The 24495-nt window shown below is 64.1% G+C and carries 18 protein-coding genes and 1 tRNA gene; 14 read left to right on the forward strand and 5 right to left on the reverse strand.

Annotated features, from left to right (window positions below; translation table 11 throughout):
• Positions 1–11: 11 nt before the first annotated feature.
• Entirely contained in the window at positions 12–1736 is a 1725-nt protein-coding gene (locus VF34_RS09675) for a helicase HerA-like domain-containing protein (protein WP_045841294.1), read from the reverse strand.
• Positions 1737–1830: 94 nt separating this feature from the next.
• Here VF34_RS09675 and orn point away from each other — a divergent pair, with 94 nt between their 5' ends.
• The 3 genes from orn (at position 1831) to VF34_RS09690 (ending at position 3666) form a co-directional block, all read left to right on the forward strand.
• The gene (orn, locus tag VF34_RS09680) at positions 1831–2442 is read left to right on the forward strand and encodes an oligoribonuclease (protein ID WP_027497616.1); all 612 of its coding nucleotides are present in this window, start codon (positions 1831–1833) and stop codon (positions 2440–2442) included.
• Positions 2443–2520: 78 nt separating this feature from the next.
• Positions 2521–2596: transfer RNA gene (locus VF34_RS09685), tRNA-His, on the forward strand.
• Between the two features lie 356 nt (positions 2597–2952).
• Positions 2953–3666: a M23 family metallopeptidase gene (locus VF34_RS09690; protein WP_231578205.1), complete on the forward strand. Its 714-nt coding sequence runs from the start codon at positions 2953–2955 to the stop codon at positions 3664–3666.
• 10 nt (positions 3667–3676) lie between these two features.
• Here the strand turns inward: VF34_RS09690 and VF34_RS09695 are convergent, their stop codons facing one another.
• Entirely contained in the window at positions 3677–4870 is a 1194-nt protein-coding gene (locus tag VF34_RS09695; protein ID WP_032368475.1) for a L,D-transpeptidase, read from the reverse strand.
• Positions 4871–5093: 223 nt separating this feature from the next.
• Between VF34_RS09695 and VF34_RS09700 the strand changes: the two genes are divergently transcribed.
• Positions 5094–9284: a bifunctional nitrate reductase/sulfite reductase flavoprotein subunit alpha gene (locus VF34_RS09700; protein ID WP_045841295.1), complete on the forward strand. Its 4191-nt coding sequence runs from the start codon at positions 5094–5096 to the stop codon at positions 9282–9284.
• Here the strand turns inward: VF34_RS09700 and VF34_RS09705 are convergent.
• Both VF34_RS09705 and VF34_RS09710 read right to left on the reverse strand, forming a co-directional pair.
• A complete protein-coding gene (locus VF34_RS09705) occupies positions 9278–10210 on the reverse strand; it encodes an alpha/beta hydrolase (protein ID WP_045841296.1) in 933 nt (310 codons plus the stop codon). The two genes, VF34_RS09700 and VF34_RS09705, sit on opposite strands and share 7 nt — an antisense overlap.
• A 44-nt stretch (positions 10211–10254) precedes the next feature.
• On the reverse strand, positions 10255–11364 hold the full coding sequence (locus VF34_RS09710; RefSeq protein ID WP_052718652.1) for an endo-1,4-beta-xylanase: 1110 nt from the start codon (positions 11362–11364) through the stop codon (positions 10255–10257).
• A gap of 149 nt (positions 11365–11513) precedes the next feature.
• On the opposite strand from VF34_RS09710, the gene VF34_RS09715 reads away from it, so the two are divergent.
• The 10 genes from VF34_RS09715 to VF34_RS09760 all read left to right on the forward strand — a co-directional run bounded on the left by VF34_RS09715 (position 11514) and on the right by VF34_RS09760 (position 23420).
• The gene (locus tag VF34_RS09715) at positions 11514–12221 is read left to right on the forward strand and encodes a GAF domain-containing protein (protein ID WP_045841297.1); all 708 of its coding nucleotides are present in this window, start codon (positions 11514–11516) and stop codon (positions 12219–12221) included.
• Positions 12222–12375: 154 nt separating this feature from the next.
• A complete protein-coding gene (locus VF34_RS09720) occupies positions 12376–13854 on the forward strand; it encodes a sugar transferase (protein WP_027497623.1) in 1479 nt (492 codons plus the stop codon).
• A gap of 40 nt (positions 13855–13894) precedes the next feature.
• Positions 13895–15268 (forward strand): O-antigen ligase family protein, encoded by a 1374-nt coding sequence (locus tag VF34_RS09725; RefSeq protein WP_045841298.1) that lies wholly within the window; start codon positions 13895–13897, stop codon positions 15266–15268.
• Positions 15178–16230 (forward strand): glycosyltransferase family 4 protein, encoded by a 1053-nt coding sequence (locus VF34_RS09730; protein ID WP_045841299.1) that lies wholly within the window; start codon positions 15178–15180, stop codon positions 16228–16230. The genes VF34_RS09725 and VF34_RS09730 overlap by 91 nt, the downstream gene beginning before the upstream one ends.
• Positions 16230–17756: a flippase gene (locus VF34_RS09735; RefSeq protein ID WP_045841300.1), complete on the forward strand. Its 1527-nt coding sequence runs from the start codon at positions 16230–16232 to the stop codon at positions 17754–17756. The genes VF34_RS09730 and VF34_RS09735 overlap by 1 nt, the downstream gene beginning before the upstream one ends.
• Positions 17757–17999: 243 nt before the next feature.
• The gene (locus VF34_RS09740) at positions 18000–19265 is read left to right on the forward strand and encodes a YveK family protein (RefSeq protein WP_231578206.1); all 1266 of its coding nucleotides are present in this window, start codon (positions 18000–18002) and stop codon (positions 19263–19265) included.
• On the forward strand, positions 19255–20364 hold the full coding sequence (locus tag VF34_RS09745; RefSeq protein ID WP_032368233.1) for a glycosyltransferase: 1110 nt from the start codon (positions 19255–19257) through the stop codon (positions 20362–20364). The genes VF34_RS09740 and VF34_RS09745 overlap by 11 nt, the downstream gene beginning before the upstream one ends.
• Positions 20351–21616 carry a hypothetical protein gene (locus VF34_RS09750; protein WP_052718653.1) on the forward strand — a complete coding sequence of 422 codons (1266 nt, stop codon included), beginning with the start codon at positions 20351–20353 and terminating at the stop codon, positions 21614–21616. Before VF34_RS09745 ends, VF34_RS09750 begins: the two co-directional genes overlap by 14 nt.
• A 39-nt stretch (positions 21617–21655) precedes the next feature.
• The gene (locus tag VF34_RS09755; RefSeq protein WP_045841302.1) at positions 21656–22741 is read left to right on the forward strand and encodes a glycosyltransferase family 4 protein; all 1086 of its coding nucleotides are present in this window, start codon (positions 21656–21658) and stop codon (positions 22739–22741) included.
• Between the two features lie 94 nt (positions 22742–22835).
• Positions 22836–23420, forward strand: coding sequence for a hypothetical protein (locus VF34_RS09760; protein ID WP_027497630.1), 585 nt, complete (start codon positions 22836–22838; stop codon positions 23418–23420).
• A 7-nt stretch (positions 23421–23427) separates the two neighbouring features.
• Here the strand turns inward: VF34_RS09760 and VF34_RS09765 are convergent, their stop codons facing one another.
• Positions 23428–24480 (reverse strand): zinc-binding dehydrogenase, encoded by a 1053-nt coding sequence (locus VF34_RS09765; RefSeq protein WP_037219425.1) that lies wholly within the window; start codon positions 24478–24480, stop codon positions 23428–23430.
• Between the last annotated feature and the right edge of the window lie 15 nt (positions 24481–24495).

The following is a 24495-nucleotide window of genomic DNA, read 5'->3' on the forward strand; positions in this document are numbered from 1 at the left end:
ACTGAGCAAGCTCAGCGCCGCCGACGCCGACCGGTTCCGAAGATGCTGCGCGAGATTTCCCGCCCGGCGGCCGAGGCAGCCGATCGAAGGAAGCTCTTGACCGCTGGGTTGCCCATGATGCGCTCCGCGGCCGACGGCCCGTCCGGCTCGCTCGGGGGTAGTTCCGGCAGATCGGCGGGCAGCGGTGGGATATCGAACTTCTCTGCCGGAGCGGGCACGTCGGCCACGCGAGCGTTCATCCGCTCGTAGGCGGACTCGCGATCGATTGTCTCGCGGTACTTGGCGGAGAGGGTGCTCGACGACGCGGCGGCCGCGATGGCGTCGTTGCCGATGGTGTCCATCAGGGACCGGGGCGGGCGAATCTTCGTCCACGCGACCGGTGTCGGAGCGCCTTTCTCAGAGAGCACCGTCACGATCGCTTCTCCGGTTCCCAACGACGTCAGTGCCTTCTCGAGGTCGTACGCGTCGGTCTTGGGGTAGGTGCGCACCGTCTTGTTCAGTGCTTTCTGGTCGTCGGGAGTGAAGGCGCGCAGAGCATGCTGGATTCGCGCGCCCAATTGGGAGAGAACGTCGTTGGGGACGTCGGTGGGCAGCTGCGTGCAGAAGAAGACCCCGACGCCCTTCGAGCGAATGAGCTTGACGGTCTGTTCCACCTGCTGCAAAAAGGCTTTCGACGCGTCGGCGAAGAGCAGATGCGCCTCGTCGAAGATGAACACGAGCTTGGGCTTGTCGACGTCACCGACCTCGGGCAACGTCTGGAACAAATCGGCCAGTACCCACATCAGGAAGGTGGAGAACATCACCGGGCGTGACGCCTGAGCACCGAGCTCGAACAAGGTGATGACGCCTCGTCCGTCGGGTCCGACGCGGAGCAGGTCCTCGGTCTCGAGTTCCGGTTCGCCGAAGAAGGTGTCGCCGCCGTCGGCCTCGAGATTGGCCAAGGCGCGCAGGATGACTCCGGCGGTCGCCGACGAGACACCGCCGATGCCTTTCAGGTCGGCTTTGCCTTCGTCACTCGTCAGATGCATGATCACCGACCGCAGGTCCTTGAGATCGAGCAAGGCAAGTCCCTGGGAATCGGCCCAGTGGAAGATCAGCCCCAGGGTCGACTCTTGAGTGTTGTTGAGCCCCAACACTTTGCTGAGCAAAATCGGTCCGAACGCGGTGATCGAGGCCCGCACCGGCACCCCGATTCCCTCAGTGCCGAGCGAGAGAAATTCCACCGGGTGTCCGGCTGGAGCCCAGTCCGTCAGGCCGGTGTCCGCAGCGCGGCTGCGGATCTTGTCGGTGTCTTCGCCCGGCGCGGACAAGCCCGAGAGATCTCCTTTGACATCGGCCATGACGACGGGAACCCCTGCGGCAGAAAGCTGTTCGGCTATCCCCTGGAGCGTCTTGGTCTTGCCGGTTCCGGTGGCCCCGGCAACGAGACCGTGCCTGTTCAACGTGGCCAACGGAATACGAATGCGGGCAGCGGGGTCGGTGACACCGTCCAGAACGACGGTTCCCAGTTCCAATGCCGCACCTGCCGATGTGTATCCGGCGGCGATCTCGCTTGCTTTACCGTGCACCGCCGGTGCCGACCCTTGCTCTGCGGCACGCGCCTCGGCCTCGGCGGCGTCGGCCGCAGCCAGAGCTTCGGCAGCCACCCGTGCGGCTTCCACGGCCGCCGCTTTGGCCGCCTTCGCCTTCTCGGCAGGGCTGAGCGTGGGTGCCGGCTGCGTCGGGTCGCCTGTCATGTCCGCATCCTTTCGTGAACGTGCGCTGAAGTGAACGGGGTCGATCGCCACCGCAAACCCTAGTGGCTGTGGTGGGCGCACTACTGTGGAGCGAGTGCAGGACAAACTCGTGTGGATCGACTGTGAAATGACCGGCTTGGACCTGAGCAAGGACAAGCTGATCGAAATCGCGGCGTTGGTGACCGACAGTGAGCTCAACATCCTCGGAGAGGGTGTCGACATCGTCATCCACGCCGACGACGATGCGTTGGCGAACATGCCGGCCGTCGTCACCGACATGCATGCCAAGTCGGGCTTGACCGACGAGGTGCGCGCGTCGACGGTGAGCCTGGAGGAAGCCGAGCAGCGCGTGCTCGCGTACATCAAGGAGCACGTCCCGGTGGCCGGAACGGTTCCGCTCGCGGGAAACTCGATCGGGACCGATCGTGGATTCATCTCTCGCGACATGACCGCGCTCGACACCTACCTCCACTACCGAATGATCGACGTCAGCTCGATCAAGGAACTTTCTCGACGGTGGTACCCACGGATCTACTACGGGCAGCCGGCCAAGGGCCTTGCGCACCGCGCCCTCGCGGACATCAAGGAGTCGATCAAAGAGTTGCAGTACTACCGCCGGACGGCCTTCGTGGCTCCGCCGGGGCCCTCTACCAGCGACATCGCAGCAGTTGTTGCCGAACTCGACACGCAATCGGGGGCGGATTAGCAACCTCGGATTCAACCCGCTAGTATTGTCGACGCTGCTGATGCAGAGCCCGAAAAGGTTCTGCGGACGCGTGCAATGGTGGGCGTAGTTCAGCTGGTAGAGCACCAGGTTGTGATCCTGGATGTCGCGGGTTCGAGTCCCGTCGCTCACCCCACACGAAGAAGGCCGGTCTCCTCGCGAGACCGGCCTTTTTCGTGCATTCACTCCACCCTTCGTAAGGGTGTTCGAGCGGACGGTGCGTACCCACCCTGACCTCGAATTACGTTGTTGTAATTCAGTTTTCGAGTTTCTTATGGGGTTTCTGTGACGTACGGTTACCAATGGCACTTTTGGGGAAGAAAAGTACCAACGTGATTCATGTGTTTTCTGCTACGTGAGTTCAGCGTGCCCCGAAGCGTCACCGAACATGCTCGACGCCCAGCTCGCACCCATCCGACGGGTGCACGGCGGGCAGAGACGAGGAGGCTTTTCGTGGGTCGCAGAATGCACAGAGTCATAGCGGGTTCGATCTTGTCGGCAGCACTGTGCATCGGCACAACCGGCTTGCTCAGCCCAGCGGTGGCCACCGCTCAACCCACGATCGAATTACCTCAGATCCCGATCCCCCAGCCCGATGCTCAGCAGCGGGCCGCAATACTCGCCGCGGTGCTCGACGCCACCGGTGTGCTCATCAACCAGGTCGCGGCGATCGTTCTCGACGGCGACGTGCTGTCGGTGCCGGATACCGCAACTCCCGCGGATGTACCCGAGATCGAACTTCCGAGTGCGCCGCCCACCGTCGGTCTCGGCGGCGCAGTGCTCCCGATCGACGCAGGCAAATATCGCATCACTTCGGGTTACGGCGGACGCAACAACCCGACCGGCAACGGCGCGCAGTACCACCAGGGTGTGGACCTGGCTGCCGACAGCGGAACCCCGATCCATGCGGTGACCGGCGGAACCGTCGTTCAGGCCGGAGACGCGGGCGACGGCTACGGCAAGCTCGTTCGGGTCAAGAGCGGAAACACCGAGACCTACTACGGCCATCAGTCCAGCCTCGCTGTGTCCGTCGGTGACGAGGTGGCACCGGGAGATGTCCTCGGGGCGGTCGGCAGCACCGGCAATTCGACGGGACCGCATCTGCACTTCGAGGTCCGCAACAACGGCTCGAGCATCGAACCGGTCGCGTACCTGAAGACACTCGGGATAGATCCTTCGCTCTACCAAACCCGCGATCGAAGCTGATCGACACCGATCAGACAGTGGTGGCGTTGCCCGCTTTCCACTCGTCCCAGGGAATGTTCCAGTCGCCGAGACCATCGGTGCCCGACAACGTTCCACCGACGGTGTTCTTGACCACGACGATGTCACCGCGCTTGGTGTTGTCGTAGACCCACTTGGCGTTGGTCGGACTGAGGTTCAGACACCCGTGCGAGGCGTTGGAGTAGCCCTGCTGCCCCACCGACCACGGTGCGGAATGGAAGAAGATGCCGCTGTACGACATCCGCGTCGCCCAGTCGACCGGAGTGCGGTACCCGGTGGACGAGTTGACCGGCACACCGTAGGTCGACGAATCCATGACGAGATGCTCGAATCGATCACCGATGATGTAGACGCCGTTGTCCGTCGGGGTGGAGTCCTTGCCCATCGACGTCGGCATCGTGATGACATCCTGGCCGTTGACGTTGAACGTCACCTGCTTGGTGTTGTCGTCCGCAGTGGCAATGACCGCGTCGCCGATCGTGAACGACGTCGTCGCATTCTCCTGGCCGTAGATGTCGTCACCGAGATCACGCCCGTACACGTTGACGGCCACGTCGACCTTGGTGCCCGGTGCCCAGTAGTTCTCCGGTCGCCAGCGAACCTCTTTGTTGTTCACCCAGTAGAACGCACCTTCCACGGCCGGCGTCGTGGTGACCGTGATCGCATTCTGGGCAGCAAGCTTGTCGGTGATCGCCTCGTCGAACTGGACCGCGACAGGCTGCCCGATACCCACCACGTCGCCCGGATTCGGCAGAACGTAGGGCTTGGTGAAATTGCCCGGCTGGCTGGTGGTGAAGCTCGACACCGTGCTCGATGATCCTCCGAGTCCGTACGCATCGGCCTGCACTCGATACTCGCGGTTGTAGCCGAGGGGTTCGGTGTTGGTCCACGACAGCCCGTCCGGAGCAATGGCTCCCGATACCGGCTCGCCATCGGGGTTGAGCATGGTGACCGAGGACAACTTGCCGTCGGCAACCGAGACGGTCACCGGGTCCGCCGGTGAGAAGCCGACTGCTCCGTCGAGCACGCTCGCGGTCAGCTTCGGTTTCATCAGTTCGGTCATCGGATTGGAATCGATCGGAACGGAGGGTTCGGAGATGTCCGTCTGCGAGCTGCACCCGGACAGCACCGCCACCGAAGCGACAACTCCCACCGCGGCGAGAACGAATCCTCGAGACACCCTCATGAACACACCACTTCCCACTTCGAGCCCGACCCGGACGATTCTGCCAGCGCAGAATCCACACATTCCACTCGACAGCCCGTTCGACGAATAACGTTCGAGTACCAATCGCACTGCAGAAAGTTGGTGTTACCTCCCTGCCACACAGAGCGGTGCCGCGAACGCACATCACCGCCTCGTTCGACGCCCGGTGAGGACAACGTCATATCCGGCTAACCGATGTGTAATGGCCGCGCACACTGCACCGGGCACTGTGGAAGCCATGGTCACCACGGTGAAGACACTCTGCGCATACTGCGGCGTGGGATGCGGCATGGTGCTCGAGGTCGGTGGGCCGTCGGCGGCGAAGTCCCAGTCGAGCTCCCGGTCGACGCTGCCGATCGGGCCCACGGTCACCAAGTCGGTCGGCGACAAGACCCACCCGGCGAACCTCGGCCGACTGTGCACCAAGGGAAGCACCACCGCAGACATGCTTGCCGCGCCGGGCCGCCTCGACAAGGCTCGAATTCGCCACCGGCGCGGTGACCGGCCGGAGAGTACGGACACCTCGGTGGCCATCACCGATACTGCCCGCAGGCTCCGCACGATCCTCGACGAACACGGACCCGATTCCGTTGCGCTGTACGTATCGGGGCAGATGTCGATCGAGGCTCAGTACCTGTCGAACAAACTGGCCAAAGGGTTCATCGGTACCAATCAGATCGAATCCAACTCACGATTGTGCATGGCCAGCGCGGGGACCGGCTACAAGCAGTCACTCGGAGCCGACGGTCCGCCGGGGTCGTACGAAGACTTCGACAACGCCGACGTGTTCCTCGTCATCGGCTCCAATATGGCCGACTGCCACCCCATCCTGTTTCTGCGAATGATGGACCGGGTCAAGGCCGGTGCGAAACTGATCGTGGTCGATCCGCGGCGCACCGCCACCGCCGACAAGGCGCACCTGCACCTCATGCTCGAACCGGGATCCGATCTGGCGCTGCTCAACGGCCTGCTGGCTCTGATCGTCGACGGCGGAAACACAGACCCTGACTTCATCGCCCAGTTCACCGACGGCTGGGACGCGATGCCGGAGTTTCTTCGCGATTACACCCCCGAGAAGGTCTGCGCTGCAACCGGTCTCGCCGAGGAAGATCTGCGTGCCGCAGCGGAGATGATCGGGACTGCAGAGAACTGGATGAGCTGTTGGACGATGGGACTCAATCAGTCCACCCACGGCACCTGGAACACCAACGCACTGTGCAATCTCCACCTGGCCACGGGTGCTATCTGCCGGACCGGAAGCGGCCCCTTCTCGTTGACCGGTCAGCCGAACGCGATGGGTGGCCGGGAAATGGGATACATGGGCCCCGGACTGCCGGGCCAACGGGCGGTCACCAACGACACCGACCGCGCGTTCGTCGAGCAGGCCTGGAAAATCCCGCCCGGAACACTGCGCACCGACGTCGGTGGTGGAACCATCGAGATGTTCTCGAAGTTGGCTGCGGGCGACATCAAAGCTTGCTGGATCATCTGCACCAATCCTGTTGCGTCCGTCGCCAATCGAACAACCGTGATCGACGGTCTCGAACGTGCCGAACTGGTGATCACTCAAGACGCCTTCGCCGACACCGAGACCAACCGATACGCCGATGTCATGCTGCCCGCTGCGCTGTGGACCGAGGCCCATGGTGTCATGGTCAACTCCGAGCGGAACCTCACGCTGTTCCAGCCGGCTGTCGAAGCACCCGGCGGAGCACTCCCCGACTGGAAGATCATCGCCGACATGGCCTGCGCTCTAGGCTATTCCGAGTCGTTCACGTACTCCAGTGCCGAAGAGATCTTCGAGGAGATCAAGCAGTTCTCGAACCCCGCCACCGGTTACGACATTCGCGGCGTCACCTACGACGGGCTCCGCGATGGTTCGATTCAGTGGCCGTGCCCGCCCGAGTCGACTACCACCAGACACCCCATCCGGTACCTCAACGACGGCGTCAGCCAAACCCTGCGGGTGTCGGAGGACGGCTCGATTCCTGCCCTGTCGTTCCCCACCGCAAGCGGTCGAGCGCAGTTTCTCGCCCGACCCGCCATGGCACCGGCCGAAATGCCGGACGACGACTATCCGTTCCTGCTCAACACGGGGCGACTCCCCCATCAGTGGCACACCATGACCAAGACCGGCAAAGTCGCGAAGCTGAACAAACTGAACCCCGGCCCGTTCGTGGAAATACACCCGACCGATGCGGGCCGGCTCGATCTGTCCGACGGCGATACCGTCGAACTGTCGTCGCGTCGAGGCCGTGCGGTACTGCCCGCCGTGGTCACCGACCGAGTGTTACCTGGCGGCTGCTTCGCACCGTTCCACTGGAGCGACGAGTTCGGTGAATCCCTGGCGATCAACGCGGTGACCAATGACGCCGTCGATCCCTACTCGCAGCAACCCGAATTCAAGGCCTGCGCCGTGTCGCTGACGAAAGTATCTGCTGCTCAATCGGATTCGCCCGATACGTCCGAGGACGTGCACGATCCGGTCGACGCTCTCGCCGTGTTGGTCGGCCGCCCGAGCCGACCCGCAAAACCTTTCACCGTCATCGAGCAAAGTTACATGGCCGGCCTGCTGGAGGGACTTCGGACCGACGCAGGTCGCTCCGCGCCGGGAATCCCCACGTTGCCCGAACGGACCCCGCTGACTCCCGAGACGCACGCGTGGCTCGACGGTGTTCTCGCAGGCCTGTTCTCGCGCACTCCCTCGCCGGGCACCGAAGCAACCGCCGGGGACACCTCGTCGGCAGCGGGCAGACCACTGCTCCTGCTGTGGGCCTCGCAGACGGGAACTGCCGAGGAGTTCGCCCAGTCCAGTGTTTCTCATCTGCGAGCTGCTGGGTCTGCCGTCACCGAACACTCCATGGACTCGTTCACCGCAGACCGACTACCGGCCGAGGCCGACGTGTTGATCGTCAGCAGTACCACCGGGGACGGCGAAGCACCCGACAACGGCGCAACCTTCTGGGAGAGCCTGACAACCGATTCGGTACACGCACTGGACGGAATCCGTTACGCCGTGCTGGCGTTCGGCGACTCGAGTTACGCAGACTTCTGCGGGCACGGCCGCAAGATCGACGAACGCCTCGAGCAACTCGGTGCGCGGCGACTACTCGGCAGGGTCGACCTCGAGCCCGACTACGAGAACGAGGCCGCCGAATGGCTCGACTCGGTGAGCGCGCTGCTGGCAGGTGACTCGCCAACGTCCGATCCCGCCACCGCGCCGGCCGAGCCTGGGGCACCCGCACGTCGGCCTGCGGCCGCTGACGTAGGACCGCGCTACAGCAAGAAGTCGCCCCTCGTGACCACTCTCGTTCGGAATCGAGTGCTCACCGCACGCGGATCGCTCAAGGACGTCCGTCAACTCGGATTCCACCTTCCTGCGGGCACCCTCGAATACGAGGTGGGTGACGCACTCGGGGTCTGGCCTCGCAACAGTGACCAGTACGTGCAGGAGTGGCTCGGTGCCACCGGCCTCGACGGTGACGCCGTCGTCGACTTGGCCGAGCACGGTGAAATGCCGCTCCGTACGGCGTTGGGTCGGCACCTCGAGATCGCCCGTGCCACACCGGATCTGTTGAAGTTCGTACACCGGCGTACCGCGGACGACGACCTCGAAGCCATGTTGCATCCGGACAACAGACACACGCTCGCCGACTGGATGTGGGGACGGCAATCGATCGATGTACTTGCCGCACATCCGGTTCGCGCGTCGGTGGACGATTGGCTCGGCGTTCTCAAGCCGTTGCAGCCGCGTCTGTATTCCATCTCGTCGAGCCCGAAGGAGAATCCCGAGGAGGTGCAGGTGACCGTCTCGGCTGTGCGATACAACGTGCACGGTGTCGCTCGACGCGGGGTGTGCTCGACGTATCTGGCCGACCATGCCGCCAACCGTGACATCGGGATATACGTACAGAAATCGACCCATTTCAAACCGCCCGAGGATTCCGCCACGCCGATGATCATGGTCGGTCCCGGCACCGGCATTGCACCGTTCCGGGCGTTCCTGCACGAGCGGCGCGCGCTCGGGCACACCGGCCCGAACTGGCTCTTCTTCGGCGAACAGCACGCGGACACCGACTTCTACTACCGCGACGAACTCACCGCGATGCTGAGCGACGGGTCGCTCGACCGTCTCGACGTCGCCTTTTCCCGGGATCAGAAGGACAAGGTCTACGTGCAGGATCGCATGCGTGAACACGGCAGCGAGCTGTGGAACTGGATTCACCGAGGTGCCCACTTCTATGTCTGTGGCGACGCGTCGAGAATGGCCAAAGACGTGGATGCGGCCCTGAAAGGCGTGGTCGCACAGCACGGGAAACTGGCCCCGGGCAGTGCCGAGGCGTACGTCAAGGCTCTCGCTGCGGAGAAGCGGTACGTGCGCGACGTCTACTGATCCGCAGCCACCAGCGGCGGGACAGTGCGCAGGAGGAAGGCGATTTGGTCTGCGACCACCTGCTCGAAGTCAGCACCGAGATAGATGTCGAAATGGCCTGCGTCGTAGGTTTCGATCTCGCCGAGCGGGGCTGTCCGGGCGTATCGCAGGGTGGCCTTCGCCGGTGCCACAGAATCCGTGTTGCAGACGACGAAGAGTATCGGGCAGCGGACGTCCTTCGCTCGACGTCCGGGCCGATGGCGCACGATCTGCAGCGCGAAGCGGGCGGCAACCCGATTGTGGAACGACTCGTCGGAGTCCGGAGCGAGCGCGAGGTACCCGTCGTAACTGTCGGGTGACGTCATCAATGCGGTAGTCCCCGGTCGTCCGGCGGTCGCCACCATCACCGGCGGTCGCCCGATCACCGATCCCAGCAGATCGCGCACGGCCCGCACGGACAGTTTGACCGAGGTCCATGTGTTCGAAGCGAGCCCGGAGGCGATGCCGTCGGTGAACGGACACTGCGCGACCACCGCGGCGACACGCTGATCCCGTGCTGCCGCGACGATGACGTGGCCACCGCCGAACGACGAGCCCCACAACACGATTCGCGAACCGTCCACGTCCTGCCGACCCCGGGCGCACGCGATCGCTGCCGCCCAGTCCTGCAACTGGGACTCGATATCGAGCAATTGTCGCGGTCGCCCGCCACTGTCTCCGAAGTACCGATAGTCGAACACCAGGCACGCGTAGCCCTCGGCGCGAAATCGTTCTGCGTAGGCGTCGAGTCGCATTCCCCGGGTTCCGCCGAGACCGTGCGCCATGACGATCACCGGGGCCGGCTCGGTGCTGTCGGGCAGGTACAGCCACGCCGCACAGTCGACGCCGTGCGAGTCGAACGTGATGTCCTTACGATCAGGGACCGCGCCCCCCGGCTGCGAATTCATGGGCGAACCATAGCCTACGAACACCGGCAGCGGAATCGATCGTTCTACGGTGCCGAATGCTCCGCGGCGTAGGCATCGACGCGACCGTAGGCGATCTTGGGGGTCCAGTCTCTGCGAACCAAGCCGAAGTTCTGTTCGGTGTCGGCGGTGTCGGACCCGGCGTCTCGGAGACTGTAGACGTAAGCCGGTCCGAGCCAATCGTTGCCGAGGACGGCGTCGAGAACGATCCCGATGCTGTCCGATTGCACCTGCTCGCTGACGCTGTTGGGGTTGGTCCCGGTCGGTGCGCCGAATTCGGTGATCCAGATCTGTTTGCCACTGTCACCGCCGGCAACCATGGTGTCTCGCATCGACCACATCTTCATGGCGGTGTTCCATGACGCTGTGCTGGGGTCGTTGGGTAGGAACGGCCACGTGTAGGGATGCACGTTGAAGGCGTCGAAGTACTTGTTGGATCCTTGCGCGTACATCTTCGACAGGAACGATGTACCCGCGATGTTGCCGTTCGTGTCCTCGGACGGTGCCATCCCCCCGACGAGCACGGTCGAACCGGGCTGTACCTGTTTGATCGCCGTGTAGGCCGCTCGAAGCAGCGCCGAGTACGCCGTGACGTCGGGAACAGGCTTGAAGAACGTCACGATGTTCGGCTCGTTCCATACTTCCCAGATCTTGATGCGGTTCTGGTACCGCTGAACCACCGTCTTGGCGAAAGCCGCGTAAGTGGACGGGTTTGCAGGACGGGAGTGAGAATCGTTGACCGCGGCAGCTACTCGCGCCCATCTGGGGGTGTAGGCGATGATGCCGTGCGGGCACATCCCGTGGGCCACGACGGCATCGATCACTCGGTCCGTTCGGCTCCAATCGAAAGCGCCCCGTGTCGATTCGATTGCGGACCAATCGATGTCGAGACGAACCGCGAAGGCTCCTGCGGCTTTGGCAAGCGTCAGTTCGCGATCCAGATCTGCTGGGGAGAGGCTACCTATCGACGCGCCCGGCGAGACTCCGATCCGGATGGCGTCGGACTGTCCGCCACAGTTCACCGGACCGGCCTGAGCCCGCACGACGGGAGCTGCACCCACTGCCGGCGTCGCAGCGAACGGCAACACCAGAGCCGCAAGAACGGCCATCACCCGCAGAGGAGCATTTGCTTTCATCTGCGGGATGATAGCAACACCGGTAGGCGATCTTCGCCGAAACGGATTGTCATACGCTTTGTGGCAATTACGGCAGCGATTCGCGATCGAGCAGAATTCGACCCCGCAGTCATCGGTAGGAAGACATTGCCTGTACTACCATATGCCCAATGACAACAGGATTTCCCGGTTTCGACGAGCGTCTCAACGAGTTACTCGCCCGGCAGGCGGAGAAATCCGGCCTCGGGACCGATGAATTCATTCGACGAGCTGTCGTCGATCGCCTCGTTCGCGAACTGTCCGACGATCAGGATTCCGACGTGGGTGCGTTGCTGCGGGCTTTGCAGGCCGCTTCGGAGAAGGGCGTCGAACCGGCCGAGGTGACGCGGGCATTCGGTACGCCGATCGACGACCCCGAGAGGCTGGCAGCAGTGACTCGGACAGGGTTGATGGACACCGGATCCGACTCCGGCTACGACCGGATCGTCGCGATGGTCGCCGATGCATTGAGCGCTCCGTCTGCCGCATTCTCGCTTCTCGACGACAAGCGTCAGTACTTCAAGAGTGCACTCGGACTGCCGTCGGAACTCGTTGGCGCGCAAGAGGTTCCTCTCGAAGCGTCCATCTGCCGTTATGCGATCGATCTAGGCCAGCCGCTGGTGGTGGAAGACGCGAGACTCAACGACGCCCTCAAGGATCATCCGTCGGTCCAGAGCAACCTGTTTGTTTCCTACCTCGGAGTTCCGCTCACCGACGATGACGGCCATTCCGTCGGAACCCTGTGCGTGTGGGATCGACAGCCGCGGCAGTGGACCACCGGCCACGTTCAGATACTGCAGGACTTGGCCTGGATTATTCGCGAGCGAGTTTTCGAATAAGGGGCGCTTTCCCCGACAAGTATTAGCATTTTCGACCTACAACCGACTTCGAGTTTTTTTCGTGAAGTCGACCGGGTGTCCACTTTCGTGGCGGTATACATTAATTGGGATATTCAGGACCGACCTCATTCGAAACTAACCACCGGAAGAAGCCGTGCCCGAAACACTGGAATCACCCCACACTCGCCCGCGGGCTGCCGAGCCCGACGTCGTCGTAGCCCGTCGCACACTCGCGGACCGACTACGGGTCGATCCGCTGAACACCGCCGTCAATGTTGCGGTCGACGTGTTCGGTGCCGCGGTCGCAGTTACCGGAGCGCTGCTGTGGTATTCGGGCAGTCTCGTCGACACCGGCTGGCTGCCATGGCTCTTCCTCCCGCTGCTCATCGGAATCATGGCGGGCAAGTCGATGTACAGGCGCAGCCTTCGTCGCAACTTTCTCGACGAGATCGGGCCTGCCGAAACGGCTGTTGCATTCGCTGCGCTCGCGTTGATGGTCGTGATGTTCCTGGCCGACACCGAGTACCGGCCCAGCGCGGTCGTGTTGCGACTGTGGCTGCTCAGCGCATTCACGATTGCGATCGTCCGGCTCGTACGCATCGTCGTCCAGCGCGTGATTCGCACCAAATTCGGATCGGCAGCACCGACCATCGTGCTCGGCAACGACCCGATCGCGCATCAACTCGTCTCTCGCACAAGACAATTTCCTGAGTACGGTCTTGTTCCGGTCGGTTACGTAGGAGAAATCCCCGTCGCCGACGTCTCATCGGGAGGCGAGCTGCCCGATCTGCCGCACCTGGGACTGCCCAGCGATTTGGAGGCAGTTGCGCGCAGGACCGGTGCGGAGGAGCTGATCGTGGCATTCGCTCCGACCGAAGACCAAGTGTTGGTCGGCGCGATCAGGACTGCGCACCGGCTCGGAATGCGAGTGTGGGTGGTACCCAGGCTGTACGACGCCGTCGGCGTCAACACTCGTGTCGAGCACATCGGCGGCCTGCCGCTGATGGTGCTGCCGCACGTGAACCCCAAGGGTTGGCAGTTCGCCCTGAAGGGTGTACTCGATCGAGTTCTGACGGCAATCGGACTCCTGCTGCTCTCCCCCGTCTTCCTGACGCTGATGCTGCTCGTGCGCCTGAGCTCCCCCGGCCCGATCTTCTTCGCGCAGGAACGAATCGGCCGCGATGGGCTGCCGTTCGACTGCCTGAAGTTTCGGTCCATGCGGCCTCCACGGGCATCCGACGCGGCGTTCGAGCGGAAGGCCGGGGACGCACCAGGTGGCGTCGAGGGTGTCGACCGGAGAACGCGTATCGGCAAAATCATGCGACAGACCTCGTTGGACGAGCTGCCACAGCTGCTCAATGTCCTTCGTGGCGACATGAGCTTGGTCGGCCCCCGGCCGGAGCGGCCCGAGTACGTGGACCTGTTCGAGATGCAGATCCGTCGGTACGGTGAACGGCACCGGGTCAAGGCCGGTGTGACGGGATGGGCTCAGGTGCACGGCCTTCGGGGCCAGACGTCCATTGCCGACCGCGCGGAGTGGGACAACTACTACATCGAGAACTGGTCCATCTGGCTCGATGTCAAGATCCTGTTTCTCACCGTGCTCGCCGTTCTGAAACGCGCCGAGGACTGATCGTGGTCTACGCCGAACACCGCCACGTTCGGGTGACCCCGTGATCACGTACGTTGCGCTTGCTTTCGGCGCAGCGCTGGTCCTCGCGCTCGGCTGCGCGGTGGCATCGGCGATCTACCGCCGCCCACAACGTGGAGTGTTGCTGTTGGCGGGATTGGTTCCACTGCACGGACTTCTGGTTCTCGTTCCCCTTCCCGGGGTCGTGTCGGGCTGGAAGGAAGGCCTTGTCGTCTTCACCGTTCTGTGTGCGTGGCTACGCCGACCACGACAAGTTCCCGGCTCGCCTGCTCGGGTGTTCGTGCCGTGGTGGCCGGCCGCTGCGGTGTTCGTCGTGTTCGGCAGCGTGTCTGCATTCGCCACGTTCGGAATAGTCGGTCTGTTCGGTATCAAGGTCACCTTCTTCTACGTTCTGCTGGTTGTGGTCATGTGGCTCGCGCCGTTCGACGCCAGGGACCGTGACCACCTCGTCTCGGTTCTGATGGGCATGGGTGTGTTCACGTCTGTCGTTGGCATCGCTCAACTGGTGGCCGGGCCCGCCGCACTGGTATCGCTGGGTTACGAATACGGCACGCAGGTCCGAACATCGGGCGGGCTACTGCGCACGTTCAGCACGTTCAACCTGCCGTTCCCATTCGGGCTGTACGTGATGTTGGCGCTGCTCGTCGGTGGTGCGGTCGCTTTGGCCGATCCGCGCCGTCGGCGAAACCTGTTGTTTCTGTGCGCGTCTCCGATGATGGTGGTCGCGATGTCCAGTTCGATCGTGCGTGGCGCGATTCTCGGGCTCGCGGTCGGGGTCATCTACTTGATCGCCGTGCGTTTTCGATACCTCGCCGCGCCGTTTGCTCTGGCGGCACTGGCCGTCGCCGTCACGGTCCCCTTCGTACCCAAGATCACGTCGGTCTTCTTCTCGTCCAGCAGTCTGGGTCAACGCGGTGACGGTTGGGCCAATATCATCGCCAGCATCCTGATTCATCCCTTCGGCACGGGTCTGGGATCGAGTGGGTCTGCCGCAGACCGCATTTCCACCGCCGAGGGCCGAGCGTTCACTCAATCTGGACTCTCGACCAATTACCAACCCGACAATTACTACGTGAAGGCCCTGCTCGAACTGGGGCCGATCGGCCTCTGGGCGGTGGTGGCACTGTTGGTGACGTCGTTGCTGTGGTGCACACGCCTGTCCCGGGCACTACGGGGCGACGACGGGGCGCTCGCTCTCGGTGTCGGCGCTTCGATCGTCGCCGCCATGTTCGCCAGTCTGGTCTCCACGTATTTCGAGATCTTTCCGATCGATGTCTATTTCTGGCTCTTGTTAGGAGTGGTGGGATGCGCAGCAGCGCAACACGAATCGTCTTCGGGGCGCTCGCCCTCAGGCCGGGCGGAAGTGGAGTACAGACCTACATTCGCGAGCTCCTGAACGAGCTACCGGATCGTCTGCCCGACGCCGATCTCACCGCGGTCGTGCAGCGCGACGCCGTCGGTGAGCTGCCGCCCTCGGTTCGGGCGATGGAACGGCCTGTCACCAGTGGTGCGGCTCGGGCGGTGCTCGGCGCACTCCCCGTCGGCCGGTGCGATGTCGTACACGGCCTGGACGTCGACCTTCCGTTTCTCACGAAGGCCTTCACAGTCGCCACGGTGCACGATCTTTCGGTCATCGACATGCCGTCGGCCTCCAGTAAATTTCGCGCGCTCGGTGAACAGAGACTGGTGCGGCGAGCTCTGCGCCGTGCCGATCTGCTCATCGCTGTCTCGCAGTTCACTGCCGACCGGATCAAGGCCGTCAGCGGCCGCGACGCCACCGTCGTCGGCCTGGCACCCGCAGGGTGGGCAGAAGTCCCCACCGACAGCCGAGTGGACGCTGTTCGGTCCAAGTACGACCTACCGGACCGTTTCGTCATGCAGGTCGGAACGGTGGAGCCTCGCAAGAACGTTCAGCTGGTGGCCGACGCAGCGGAGAATCTGGGTATCCCGTGCCTGCTGGCCGGAGCCGGCTCGACCGGTCCCCACGCTCCCCGCAATTCCCGCGGGCTCGGGTACGTCGATGTCGAGGACCTGCCTGCCCTCTATGCAGCTGCGACCGTCACCGCGTACGCCTCTCGCTACGAGGGCTACGGGCTCCCACCCATCGAGGCCATGGCCTCGGGTGGCGCGGTCGTCGCCAGTGCAGTCGGTGCCCTCCCCGACGTCGTCGGCGACGGTGCCGTGCTCGTCGCATCGGAGAACGTGGACGACTGGGTGCACGCGATGAAACCCATCGCTTTCGACGCGGATGCACGCGCAGCCCTCGTCGGCGCGGCAGCCGACGCCTCTCGCGAGATCAGTTGGCGTCGAACGGCTGAGCTCACTGCCGACGCGTATCGAGCCGCGGGCGTGGTTTGATGTCGGACGAGCTCGCGCTCGACGGCACAGAGCAGCCCCCGGACTACCGCGCGATCGCAGCGGATCCGAAGGCCGCAGCCAAGGCGACGATTGCCGTTCTGATCAGCAGAGTGATCATCGCGGCGCTGGGCTGGGTCGGCAGTGTCGTCGTCGCGAGGTCCCTCGGAGCGGACGACTGGGGTCAGTTCAGTTTCGTCTTCGCACTGCTGGGCCTGATGTCCGTCGTCACCGACCTGGGAGTCGGACGCGTCGTGCTGGCGAAATTGATGGACGACGATCCCGAGGAAATCGGTCGAACCGCGTCGTCGTTTCTGGCCCTGCGTACTGCCCTCGGACTGGTGGGTTACGTACTGGCCGTGGCATACGTTCTCCTGCTGCAGTATCCGAGCGAGGTGGTCCTCGCGACGGTGCTGGGTGGACTGGTGGTCGTGTTCGCCACACCGGGCCACGCCTTGAGCGTCCTCTTCCAGAGTCGTCACCGGCTGATCCTGGTGGCGGTGGCCGAAAGTGCCGGTCAGGCAATCCAGTTGGCTTTGACCGTGTTGGCGGCCGTGCTCGCTCCCACCCTGCTGATCTTCGTGCTGCCGGCTGTGGTCAACGAAGTGTTCAAACTGATCACCAAGGGGTTCGGCATCGGCAACCGTTCCATGGGGTTGCGACCGTCGAGGCACATCGAGGTGCGCCGCTGGGGTCCGTACCTGAGGGAGGCCGTGCCCCTCGCCATCGGCTTCGCCCTCACCATTGCCATGCTCAAGATCGACATGCTGATGCTCAGCCTCCTCGACACGTTCGAGGCCGTCGGTCTGTACTCGATCGGCTACAAATTCTCCGACATGATCGACACCTTCGTGTTGGCGGCAGTGGCACCGATCAGCACCCTGCTCGTGGCATCGTGGCCTCACGACACCACTGCATTTCGAGCGCGCACCCGTTCGGCCGCACTGCTGTTCGCAGTCTTCGGTGCAATGGCCGTGGCGGCATTCGTACCGTCGGCCGAGCCGTTGATCGGCCTCCTGTACGGCGACAGATTCGTGGACGGAGCGCACGCGGCCCGGCTGCTCGTCATCGGCGCGGCACTGATGTCGTTGGTGATGCTGGGAATCTTCCTGCTGGCCTCGGCCGGGATGCAGCGCCACTACCCCGTAGTTGCGTTGGTCGGCCTGGCCCTGAACATCGGGTTGAACCTCGTGCTGATCCCACGGATGTCGTACGACGGCGCTGCCATCTCCACGGTCGCGACGATCGGAACCACCCTCGTCCTGCTGTGGATCGTGATAGCGCGAAGCATGCCCATCTCCAGACTACTTCCGGTGCAGTCCCTTTCAGTTGTCGTCGTGATCACCGCGGCCGCCACCGTCGGCGGCTGGTTCCTGGTACAGCACTACCCCGGCCTGTGGCTGCTCGTGTCCGTCGGCGCGGCATTACTGGTCGCGACCTCGCTCGCAGCGTTCGTTGCCATCGGACTCGTCGAGTCACCGATGCCGGGATCAGCCGAGAAAGGACGACACCGTGCGCACGTGCAGTGAGAAGCGGACACACAACAGACGAATCTCCCGATTCCGGCGGCAGCATCCGGAGTCGAAGTTCGGTTTCGCAATCTTTTCCGACCACCACCCCCGCTATTCCAATGTTGTTGAGATGCAGTTTCATTCGCAGTCGGCACGGCTACGCGGACTGTGTCCACACCCAGCTATCATTGAGTCTGTCGGCTCCACGAACCACCGAAGCGGTCCATCCGCTCGCATCGAAGACGGAAGGGTACGCGGTTGATGTCCGTCCACGATGCCGTACACCGGGGCGACGTGCCCCCACCGATCGACCTCGCAGGACACATGCGTGAGCTAGGCCGGGCATTGCTGCCCGCCGTGATCATTGCAGTGTTGGTCGGCGCAGGCATGTTCTACCTCAGGAGCGAAGTCACCGACAAGCAGTACGCCGCGTCGATCGTCGCGGAGATCGAACCTGCCCAAACGCTCGTTCCCGGTGACGCGTTCATCGAGCAGATGCGCGCACCGTTCATCGAATTGGCCACCGACCGCGGCGTTCTCGATCAGGTCCTGGAACAGGTCGACGCCGATATGGACGCATCGCAACTGGCCTCGAGCGTCGAACTGTCTCCTGGCACCTCACCCGCGCTGCTGACAGTGACCGTGACGACCCGATCTCCCGAACTCGCCGCGGAACTGGCCGAGGCGATGGTGTCGACGATGGCAAGTACGTCCTCGGCCAACGCGATCCGCGACTCGCAGGAACGAACGGCCGAGGGACAGTCCACCGTCGACGCGCAACAGGCTCGGGTGGACGCCCTGCCTGCCGACGATCCGAGTCGACCTGCGGCACTGTCCGAACTGGCCCAACTACGCACCCAGCAGAGCGAACTCGAAGCAGCTGCCAGCGGAGATCGACTGGTCGTGTTGTCGAAACCAGAGCAGAGCACAACTCCGGTCTCACCGAAACCGGTCTCGGAGGCACTCGTCGCAGCTCTGGCTGCTCTCATCGTCGCGGCCGAACTGATCGTGTTGCTTCGAGGAAGACTCGGCCGCAAGCCCTCTCGCTCCTGGGCTCGTCGGGTGTCCCGAAAATACGGTGCACACTTCGACCCGGCAACCGGCGACACGGTACCGCCCGTCGTGGCTTCCCGGATCGCTGCTCTCGAGCGTGGCGACCGACCGGCATCGAGAAGTGCGCGACACGCAGCTCCGAAGGGCGACAGCGTGATTCTCGTCCTGGTCGGCGAAGGTGCAGTCTTCGAGTCGACGCACGGCGACGGACCGACCACCGGCCACCATCGAGCCACCGCCGAATTCGGCCTGTCGGAGCAGTGGTGGCAGTACACCGACGTGGGTGATGTCGAGACCGTCGTCGTGCTGGTGTCGAAGCGTGGACGGGACAAGAAGGCAGCAACTGCGGCGCTGCGACGGCTCGACGACTTCGACATTCCCGTACACCTGGTATTGCAGAACAAGAACTCGACCCGACGAGCAGAACAGACCGCGCAGACGATCGCGCCGGAAGGCCAACGCCATGCCAGCTGACAGAATTGCCGTCGTACACGAAAGATTCACGGAGATCGCAGGATCCGAGCACGTCATCGAACAGCTGGCCTTGCACTGGCCCGCTGCCGAAGTGTTCGCGCCCATCTCCCGCCCGTCCGGGGTTCCGTCCGGAATCAGCCGCGCGCCGCACACGTCCGCCCTCAATCGGGTGTACAACGCATTGGGCCAACGGTCGTACGCACCCGTTCTTCCGATGATGCCGTTGGCCTTTCGGCGGATGCCACTGCGCGGTTACGACGCCGTCGTGGTGAGCCACCACGCCTTCGCGACTCAGGCCGTGTTCGCCACCGACTCCCCCGTGATCGCCTACGTGCACAGTCCCGCACGATGGGCCTGGGACCCCGAACTTCGCGCAGGTGAAGGCGGCGGCAGAGCCGGAGCTGCGATACTGACGGCACTGTCGGCTGTTGCCCGTCGATGCGAGATCGCCGCCGCACCGAAACTGACGACCGTGGTGGCCAATTCGACAGCGGTCGCTCGGCGCATCGATGACTGGTGGGGCCGAGACGACGCCGTGGTGGTCCATCCTCCGGTCGACACCGAGGGTTTCACGCCGGATCCGTCGATCGAGCGTGAGAACTTCTTCCTGCTTGCCGGCCGCCTGGTCCCCTACAAGCGTCCTGACATCGCGGTTCGCGCCGCCGCCGAGGCCGACGTTCCCCTCGTGGTGGCGGGAGACGGCCGTGCAATGAACGCCTGCCGGGAACTGGCCGGACCCAAAACGACCTTCTTAGGGCGGGTTTCGCACGAGAAGCTTCTCGAACTGCACCGCACGACGCGCGCCCTGCTGATGCCCGGAGTGGAGGATTTCGGCATAGTCCCGGTCGAGTCCATGGCCACCGGAACACCGGTCATCGCACTGGGAGACGGCGGGGCCGTGGACTCGGTGATTCCCGGTGAGACCGGCTTGCATGTACAGCCGGGCTCCGACGAGGCCGTCATCGCCGGGTTCGCCGAGGCCATGCGCTCGTTCGACCCGGCCGACTATGATCGCGCCGCCATTCGTAGATGGGCGGAAGGCTTCTCACGGGCCAACTTCCGCAGTCGAATGCAGGAGGTCGTCGATGCCGTCCGCTGAGCGTAGTTATCGCTCGACTGCACTGGATCGCGTCTTTGCCGACACCCGGATAGTCACCGCGGTCGGGCCCGTCCGCGGTCTCGACATCGAGCGGACGCGTCGAACGCTCACCGCCGCCGAACACGTCGACGCGGAGCCGCACATCGCGCTGGAACCACGCTCCGATGCTCGACGGTGGCGCTACCGCAGCAACATCGCCGGCGACAATGTCACCACGAGCAGTGGCGGCACCGAAGACCTGGGGCAGATGCTCACCGACATTCGGTCGCGACAAGGTGCTCGCGGTCCACTCGAGGTGGTCGTGTTCGACGATCACCTCGCCATCGACTATTCGCACGGAATCGGGGACGGCCAGATCGGCGTCCTGATGTTGGCGGCATTCTGCGACGATGCCGACGGATCACTGGTTCCCGGCCTCGCCGCAGGCTTGCCACCGAGCACGACCTGGAAAGCTCTGTGGCGACACTACTCTCGGCATCCGAAGACGCTGGCGGACTTCTGGTCCCTGCGTGCTCGACACCGGCGCGCAGCGGACGGCGGGTCCGGTCCCCGTCGTCGGATCGAGAACTGGGAAGCCGGAAAGGTCAGCCGGGCCGGGTACATGAGCAAAGCCCACGTGGACGAGCTGAAGAACTGGACTGCGGAGAACCTGCCCGGAGCGACCGCTGCGTCGATCTCGATTGCCCTGTGGAGCGCGGCGCTACGAGCAGAATCCGTCGACGTCGACGATCACATCATGGTGTTGTTCAACAGCCGCCGCTATCTCGATCCGGCCCAGCAGGGCGCGCACGGGAATTTTGCCGTCGGTATCCCCCTGCATCTTCCTGCCGACACGACGCCCGTCCGAATCACCGCATCGATGCGCGAGGTGATCGAATCCGGCTGGCCCATCGCGGTACTGGGCATGTCGCATCTCCGCGATGTGGCGTCACGCATTCGGCCGTCTGCACCGTCGCAGGACAAGAATTCGGTCGTCGAGGTACCCGAGACCTTGCGGTTGGCCGTGAGCGACCTCGGGAAAGTGCGGGTGTTCGACCACCTCGACTGGGCCGACGACGGCAGGCCCCCGCAGATGGCCGCGTCGCTCGAACCGGACGGTCCGGACGGCTGCACGATGCTCATCGCCGAAATCGCCGGTGGCCGAACCTATACGGCCTCGTTCTGCAGCAAGATGGTCGATGTGGCCGTCATGGATGCAGCGCTACGCAGAATGTGTGAAGACCCAGTGGCACTGCTCCGCGATGCGTACTGATCCGCCAGAACCACCTTCGCCGCACAGACGGGCCGATACATGACCGACGAATCGACAGTTCTCTTCCTCGCGCACACCGGCCAGGTGTCCGGTGCCGAGAAGGTGCTGCTGGATTTGATCGACGAGGCCACGCGCCGCGGCCATGCCACCGTGATCGCCTGCCCCGCAGGCCCATTGGCAGACCGTCTACCCGACACGACGCGGCACATCCGCATCGACGAGCTCGGACTGGGTGGGCAACGAGGTGCCGCGCGCGGTATCGCGGCGATCAGGATGGTCGCACGATGGGTCGGGGCGGCGCGCGCCGTGCGCACGATCGCCCGCGCACCGGGCACCGCCACGGTCGTCAACTCGCTGTTCGCGCTTCCGGTGGCGCGGTTTGCGCGGCCCGCTCGCGGGGCGTCGTGGCTCGTCCACGACACGATGACCTCTCTCAAGCAGCGTGTGGTGGTCCGGTTCGCCCGGCCGGCCGTTCGCGTTGCGGTATCGGTGTCCGAGGCCACCGCAGAACCGCTCCGAAAGGCCGGCCTCCCCGTGGTGGTGTCACACAACGGCGTGCCGTGGCCGGTTCCGCGGTTCGGCGGTGCGCTGCACTCTCCGCCGGTCGTCGGGATGCTGGCGTTGTTGACGCCGTGGAAGGGGCACCGCGTGCTGCTCGACGCCGTCGCCATGCTCCCCGACGTCCGAGTCGAATTGGCCGGGGGAAGCTTCCCCGGTGATCGCGAATACGTCGACGAACTCCGCGCGCGCGCCGCGGAACCGGATCTTGCCGGACGTGTCGAGTTCCTCGGGCACACCGATGCCGAGTCCGCTCTTCGCAGGTGGGATGTCGTCGTGTCGGCCAGTACTTCTCCCGAGGCAGGTCCGTTGTCGGTCTTGGAAGCGATGTCGCACGGATTGCCGGTGATCGGAAGCGATCACGGTGGCACGCACGAATTTCTCGCCGACGGTGCTGGAATTCTGGTCGAGCCCGGCAACTCGGATGCTCTCGCTGCCGCCGTCTCGGCGGTGGTCGACGACGCCGATCGACGGCGGCTGCTCGGTGAAGCCGCCCGCTATCGGGTGGCCAGCCGGCACGACATCAGCGAGACACTGCCGGAGCTGTTACACCAATTGACCAGCTGATCGTGCCGCGCCGTCGGCCGGAACTCGGTGAAAGCCGAACGTCGAGCCGTGCGACTGTGTTTCAATCGACTCCCGATTGGAACGAGGGGGCACTGTGACTCGCGCACTGACGAGGTCCAACGAGCACTACCAATGGGGCATGGGCGTGATGACGTCGCTCGCTGTCACGACCCTCGTCAAGCGGATCGTGTCCGCCGCCGCCCTGGCCATGGCCGTCGTGGTCACCCTCGAGCTGGCGTTCGGGTACGGCGCGACCACCCCTATCCCCGCGATCGTGCAATGGACGTGCATGATCGCCGCGTACGTCATGGGCGCGTTCTGGTGGTTCGGACCGTGGCCGACGCTCGGGCAAGCCTTCGCCTTCGTCGTCATCGCCGATCTTTCGATCTTCGGAGCCACCATCACCGCGAATTTCGCGCCGGAAGTCACCCTCGGCAAATGCACCTTCCTCATCCCGATGGGAATGTTGGCCGGGTTCTTCTTCGACAAATGGCGACTCGCTGCTCACATCGCCCTGTGCCTGTTGGGAACGTCGATCGTCGCGGTGTACATAGTGCTGGAACGGGATGTGGACACCTTCGTGGCGGTGGTGCTGTGGGCCCCGATCGTGGTGACGCTGACCGGCTTCGTGCTGATGCTCCAGCTCACGACACAGTCGATACGAACCGAATTCGAGTAGTAGCCCGTCAGAACGTCAACAGGACTTTGCTCGACCGGGATGCATCGGCTGCGAGTGCGAACGCGTCGAGGGCGTCCCTCACCGGATACTCCGCAGTGACGACCGGTGCCACATCGAGTGAACCGTCGGCCAGAGCTTGGATCACGTCGTCCATCTCGGTGTTGAACCGGAACGAGCCGATCAGGTCGATCTCCCGGGTGATCGCCAATGACAGCGGCACCGGCTGAGGCCCCGCCGCAGGTAACCCGACCATGACGACACGACCGCCGCGAGCCGTGCCGTTAATTGCAGACGCCAGACCATGATGGTTGCCCGAGCACTCGAACGTCACATCGGCCTCGACCGCCGCGACTTCCGCCCCGTCTCGGGCGTCGACTGTTCGATGCGCTCCGAGTCGACGCGTCACTTCCAGGGCGTAGTCCTCGAGGTCGACCGCGACGATCCGCGCTGCACCGGCTCGACGAGCGACCGCCACGATGAGGGCACCGATCGGACCTGTCCCGACGACGAGAACCGTCTTGCCGGACACCGTCCCGGCGCGCTCGACGGCATGCCACGCGACGCTCGCCGGCTCGGCCAACGCAGCAATTCTCAGATCCAGACCGTCGGGCAACACTCTGAGCATTCGGGTCGGGACGGCAACATGACCGATGAACAAACCGTCGTCGTGCGGTACCTGCGCGGCGCTTCCCATGTAGCGGCATCCGGGAGACAGGTTCGGACGATCGACCGGATACTTCGCTCCGGTGGCGGCGGGAGTCGCCGGATGGACGGTGACCGGGGTGCCTTCACCGGGGCCACTGCCGTCTGCTGCGCGCCGAACCACGGTGCCCGACGCCTCGTGTCCCAATCGCATCGGCGCCTTCAGTACCGATTGCCCTGCCGCCCCGTGCTTCCAGTAGTGCAGATCGGATCCGCAGATTCCGCCGTAGGCAATTGCGACGATGGCCTCGTCCGGCGAGGGGTCGGCCACCGCCACTGTTTCGACGCGGATGTCATCGGTGCCGTACGCGATCAGGGCGACCGTTCTGTCGGGCACCGGATTCGGTTCGGTGGTCATCGTGTCGTCCGTTCC

It is taken from the genome of Rhodococcus sp. PML026 (assembly GCF_000963615.1).
GTDB lineage: Bacteria > Actinomycetota > Actinomycetes > Mycobacteriales > Mycobacteriaceae > Rhodococcoides > Rhodococcoides fascians.

What these genes read in the sequence shown, in the direction of transcription:
- VF34_RS09675 (WP_045841294.1), bottom strand. Translation starts at nt 1,736, where the DNA reads ATGACAGGCGACCCGACGCAGCCGGCACCCACGCTCAGCCCTGCCGAG.
- VF34_RS09695 (WP_032368475.1), bottom strand. Translation starts at nt 4,870, where the DNA reads ATGAGGGTGTCTCGAGGATTCGTTCTCGCCGCGGTGGGAGTTGTCGCT.
- VF34_RS09700 (WP_045841295.1), top strand. Translation starts at nt 5,094, where the DNA reads ATGGCCGCGCACACTGCACCGGGCACTGTGGAAGCCATGGTCACCACG.
- VF34_RS09705 (WP_045841296.1), bottom strand. Translation starts at nt 10,210, where the DNA reads ATGAATTCGCAGCCGGGGGGCGCGGTCCCTGATCGTAAGGACATCACG.
- VF34_RS09710 (WP_052718652.1), bottom strand. Translation starts at nt 11,364, where the DNA reads ATGAAAGCAAATGCTCCTCTGCGGGTGATGGCCGTTCTTGCGGCTCTG.
- VF34_RS09715 (WP_045841297.1), top strand. Translation starts at nt 11,514, where the DNA reads ATGACAACAGGATTTCCCGGTTTCGACGAGCGTCTCAACGAGTTACTC.
- VF34_RS09730 (WP_045841299.1), top strand. Translation starts at nt 15,178, where the DNA reads ATGCGCAGCAGCGCAACACGAATCGTCTTCGGGGCGCTCGCCCTCAGG.
- VF34_RS09735 (WP_045841300.1), top strand. Translation starts at nt 16,230, where the DNA reads ATGTCGGACGAGCTCGCGCTCGACGGCACAGAGCAGCCCCCGGACTAC.
- VF34_RS09740 (WP_231578206.1), top strand. Translation starts at nt 18,000, where the DNA reads ATGTCCGTCCACGATGCCGTACACCGGGGCGACGTGCCCCCACCGATC.
- VF34_RS09745 (WP_032368233.1), top strand. Translation starts at nt 19,255, where the DNA reads ATGCCAGCTGACAGAATTGCCGTCGTACACGAAAGATTCACGGAGATC.
- VF34_RS09750 (WP_052718653.1), top strand. Translation starts at nt 20,351, where the DNA reads ATGCCGTCCGCTGAGCGTAGTTATCGCTCGACTGCACTGGATCGCGTC.
- VF34_RS09755 (WP_045841302.1), top strand. Translation starts at nt 21,656, where the DNA reads ATGACCGACGAATCGACAGTTCTCTTCCTCGCGCACACCGGCCAGGTG.
- VF34_RS09765 (WP_037219425.1), bottom strand. Translation starts at nt 24,480, where the DNA reads ATGACCACCGAACCGAATCCGGTGCCCGACAGAACGGTCGCCCTGATC.